Below are 4,890 nucleotides of genomic sequence, written 5' to 3' on the forward strand. Positions count from 1 at the left end.
AGGGAACTTATGTGGAATTCACCCGGGTTGCCGTAAAACAGTGATTTGGGCCTTTTTTGGTCTTTTTTGAAAATTCTGAGCCCAGACACGAACGCCTTGACATGTTTTGCGAGCATTCCGACCAGATGGCGCCGCGAAAGTACTCAGCGAACGCGCAGGAAGCATATCGTCAAGCCTCCGGGGCCCTCTCCTAGAGCGTCGAAACTCTAACCGGTCCGCGATCAGAGTATTGGCAATCGACCTTCAGGCTGGCACGGACTGACGGGCAATCATTGGGGGAGATGGCCGCTATTGACGCGCCACGCCTGTCAGGCACAGCATCACACACATGAAGGTGGCCATTCAGGGCTAAGGCCCAACACATCGCCATGCCGCACCAGCCACCAAAGTCAGCAATGCGCAGTTGGTGAATTATGAAAGTCGGTTGCCGACGGCGGCCTCCCCCGCCCTAGAGTTTTTTGAGACACCGCTTAAGACATGATCCAAGGGGATGATTGAGGTGTTTTATGATGGAACAAAAGAAGGTTGAGCGCGCCGGAGTCGGAGCTGCGGAGACTTCACATATCGCAGCAGATCCGGCTCCGGCCCGGCGACGTAGACTGACGGCAGCCCGAAAGCAGGAGGCCGTGCTGCGCGTCCTGCGGGGCGAAAATGTGGAATTGGTCGCGCGATCACTTGAGGCGACAGCGGCGGATGTGAGCAGCTGGCGCGATGCGTTTCTTGAGGCAGGTGCCAGTGGTTTGAAGCAGCGTCCGCGCGACGCCCGGGACGAGGAGATCGACAGGCTGCGGGCCAAGGTGGGCGAGATCACCATGGATAACGAGCTTCTTTATGAGAAGATCGCCAAGATGGAGGCAGGTCACCCTTTTGCGCGCCGGAGGTCGAAGCGATGAGCGCGGTCATCTCGATCTCCACGGGCAAGAGCTACGGCGTCTCTCGTGTCTGCCGGGTCTGGGGCCTGAGCCGTGCCAGCGTGTACCGTGACTTGCAACCGGCCTCGCCTGCACCACCAGTGCGTCGCCGCCCTGGGCCACAAGGGCCGATGCCGGATGCGGAGCTTGTCGAAGAGATCAGGCAAGTCATCACCGACAGCCCGTGCTATGGTGAAGGGCATCGCAAGCTCTGGGCACGCCTGCGTTACAGGGGCATCCGTACCTCGAAAGCCCGGGTGCTAAGGCTGATGCGCGAGAACGGTCTCTGCGCCAAACTCTGCTTTGGTGCGGCCCATGGACCGCGCGCCCACGACGGGACCATCATCCCGGACAGCATTGATGAGATGTGGGGAACGGACATGACAGCCACTCTCCTGAGCACGGGACAACAGGTGGCGGTCTTTATCGCCGCCGACCATTGTTCGGCCAGCTGTGTGGGCATCCACGCGGCCGTGCGGGGCACACGCTTCGAAGCGCTTCAGCCCATACGTCAGGGGGTGCGAGAATGCTTCGGGGCCATCGGCAAGGATGTCGCCGATGGCCTGACCATCCGCCATGACAACGGCTCGCAGTACATCAGCCATGACTTCCAGAACGAGATTGCCTGGCTGGGCGCGAAATCCTCACCGTCTTTTGTCCGTGCCCCAGAAGGCAACGGATGCGCAGAGCGCTTCATACGGACGCTGAAGGAAAACCTGCTCTGGGTCAGAACCTTCGATACCATCGAGGAGCTGCAGGCCGCCCTCCAGACCTTCAAGGAGGAGTACAACGAGCATTGGCTGATCCAGCGACATGGCCACCGCTCACCAAACCTGTTCAGACGCGACACAATGGACAAAATACCAGCCGCCGCGTAAGCTTCAATAGTGTCTCAATAACCCTAGGGCGATACAGGCCATTGAAACGCGACCGGCCCTGAGCTGCCATTCGCTTCTTAGCCGGGTGCTGCGGCGCAGCTTCACCGAACCGGCCATCGGTGGCATCGTGTGGAAATGAAAAGGAGCAGTCTTGTGGGAACTTGGGGTGCCAGAGTATTCGAGAATGATGCGGCAAGCGATTGGCTCGGTCACTTGGAAAAGCTTGGCTTCATCGCCATTCCAACTCCACTTTCCGTCATCGGAGAATACGCAGGACGAAAAAAATCTATCCCGGCAGATGTCGAACAATGCTTCTGGGCTATGTGTGAAGTGGTTGGAATCGCGGGAGGTTTAGCCGATCCATCTCAGGTGACAGATTACAGAGCGACCATTACGCGTGAGGCCGAGAGAATACTCAAAATTCCCAATCTCAAGCGGCGTATCCTTTGGGCGCTCGAGCGATTGGAAGGCGAAGCAACAGAGTTGGAAGAATTGTGGGAGAGTGCGGGTGAAGGTGAGGCTTTTCGCTTGCACCGTGACCGTGCGAAGAATGCAGCGCTAGAGGTTCTGAAACAAATCGGGTGAGCACTAAGGGCTCGAAGCCGACATGCGGTGGTACAGCGCCTAGCTGTGGCGCTTTGGCTGCGTCGCCTCGAACGTCGATGGCGGCAGTCAGCCCGGAGTGGACATTCGGTATGCTACTGCATCGGATTGACCCGTGTGAAGGGCGCGTATATTTGCAGCCAAAGCAGCTTTGTTCCAGCAGTGCGCTCTACCGCAGACGCTGCTTGGGGCGGCAAATGTTGGTCCAGTTGTCGGATCGAGGCTATTTCCGCGTAATGCGGCGGGCCACGTTGGGAATGTCAGTCAAAAACCCCTTTGCCAATTTGGAGAGCATGCATGTCGTACCCTCTATCCGAATGGACCCTACCGCCAGCGTGGAGGGCCGTGTTTTACGGCTTGGAAAGCCTCGATCGACTTGATCCTATTTATGTCAAGCTCTGCGCACTGACCGAAGGTGGTCACAAGGCGCTGGCCAACGACCTCGTTGAGAGCTGGCATGTGGATCAGGATAGCGGCAAGTTTTCTGCCACCCTAACGAACAACGCCTCAATCGAGGCACAAGCCGGGTTTATTGGGACCCACGACGGGCAAAGTTTTCAATGGGCGGACGTAAACGACTCAATTCTTGCCGCACTTGCACAGTCCGCGAAAACTCTGAGAGCCAAGCTGCCTTCGCAGCTGACCGAAATTGCGACGGAAGATGTGGTAGCCATATCTATTCGGGACGCCACTATCCTATTGGGCTTGGCGGCCGATCTCGTTGAGTGCGACCTTGTTTATGCAACGCGTTCGGGCGGAACTGTCATGTTGTTGGTCTTGAGTAACGTGGAACTGAGCGACGAAAGCTCAAAATCCAAGCCATCGTTCCTGCAAAGGCTGTTTGAAAGAACCCGCCCCCAACAACATCCGCTCAGCCCAGCTGAACAAATCGGTGCATTGCGACGAACCGTTGAAATGGCCCTGAACCAGTGGCAACGCAACCTTCTCCCCTTTGATAGGCTGCGCGCCCTCGAACCTTTGGTGGCCAAGGCACAAGATGCCTTATTGTCTGATGATGCGGCTGCGGCGCTCGCGCGGATCGATGCCGTCAAGGCCGAGCTTGGTCCTTTCCCACAAGACCAAGAGCCAACAGGCTGGGTCTATTTCGCCGAGGGGATCGCGGCACTGGCGGGAGGTGATTTTGCGCGCGCCAAGACGGCGCTGGATGTCGCCGGTAGAGCCATTGTCCCAGTTTCAAGGGTTCTGATCCTTCTAGCGATGGCGCGGGCCGCAATCTCCAGCGACGACCGCGATCACTTCCTCAAGGCGGCCTACCTCAGGTCGCCCGACGCCTTTGCGAAGAATGCAAATCAAGACGAACAGACGCGGGTAAGCTCTGCGCTGTCCGAACTCGCAAACCAGCGATCTGATTTGGCGCCTGCGGATATGGTCCAAGTCATGATTCAAGCTTTGTATGATTTCGAGGTTGAAGCCTTTGCACGCACTCAAGAAGCCCAACAGTTCCGGCAGCAACGCCACGTTCTGTGCGAGGCCGACGATGCCGCAAAGCTGCTCAACAGCAAGGCTTGGGTTGATCTTTTGCTAACTTGGGCGACCCCCGAGCGCGCGGCGCATCCTGCATCACTTTCTTCCGATCCAGAGTTTGCGCCAGACCGGATTATTGGAATTGAATTCTTGGGCGCTGACAGTGCATCGGCAACGTTTGACATGATAACCAAGAACCTTTTTGGCGAGGGCAGTAGCACCGTCCGCATAAGTCTAAAGCGGACAGCTATTCCATTCCTTGAGCACGTGAGCTGGCGGGTCGCGAGAATGGAGCACCGCGACGAAGGCTATAGGTACGACCTTTTCTGAGGGGCCAGGTTTCTATAATCGAGGTTTTCTGTGACCTGCCCCCGCAACTTTGCAAACTGTCGCTTTCTGCGCATTGCTGACCTTGATGCATGGTGCAGCAAGGCGAAGCGTTGAACCCGAGCTTTGAATGGCCGCTTTCAAGTGTTCGACAGTGTGCTTTCGCAGGCGCAGCGAATTCACACTTCCCGCCCGACCTGCAGGCTGGGGCATCAATGCAGTTGCAGAATGAAAGTCCAGGAAGGGCCGGCACCGGTCATTCGCCCAGCATGTGATGGATAACAAGATAGGGCCGACCCTGTCCCACCTGGCGACACTCGACATTCGTTGTTCTTGGGTCAACTTTTAATTCCCGCCGAAATCCCCTGCAAACGCCGTGGCAAACCAAAGATAGCACTTGATTGCGCCCGACGACCAGGCAGGGCATCATCGGTCGGTAATTTACAATAAGTCGGCCTGCCTATGTCCAAAAAATCCCTCAATCAAGCCAACCTCGAGAAACTTGGCGCCGCAAAACTGGCCGCGCTTGTGATGGATTTGGTCCAAGGGAATGCTGCTCTGCAACGCCAGGCGCGCATGGAGTTGAGTGCCGCTCAAGGGCCAAAGGAAGTGGCTTCCGATATTCGCAAACGGTTCGCCTCCCTTCGACGGTCTACAAGCTATGTCGACTGGCGCAAACAAAAAGC

The 4,890-nt window shown here is 57.1% G+C and carries 3 protein-coding genes and 1 pseudogene; all 4 read left to right on the forward strand.

What is annotated here, in order from left to right; genetic code table 11:
* The first annotated feature begins 563 nt into the window (after positions 1-563).
* Positions 564-1,789: pseudogene (locus A3764_RS09835) on the forward strand (IS3 family transposase).
* 153 nt (positions 1,790-1,942) lie between these two features.
* On the forward strand, positions 1,943-2,374 hold the full coding sequence (locus A3764_RS09840; protein WP_067268436.1) for a DUF4259 domain-containing protein: 432 nt from the start codon (positions 1,943-1,945) through the stop codon (positions 2,372-2,374).
* 375 nt (positions 2,375-2,749) lie between these two features.
* On the forward strand, positions 2,750-4,207 hold the full coding sequence (locus A3764_RS09845) for a DUF6882 domain-containing protein (protein ID WP_150122131.1): 1,458 nt from the start codon (positions 2,750-2,752) through the stop codon (positions 4,205-4,207).
* A gap of 459 nt (positions 4,208-4,666) precedes the next feature.
* Positions 4,667-4,890 (forward strand): DUF6880 family protein (locus tag A3764_RS25970; RefSeq protein ID WP_443069370.1); only part of this gene is annotated, 224 nt, incomplete at its 3' end.

The sequence above is a fragment of the Sulfitobacter sp. HI0129 genome, assembly GCF_001635395.1.
Lineage (GTDB): Bacteria > Pseudomonadota > Alphaproteobacteria > Rhodobacterales > Rhodobacteraceae > Sulfitobacter.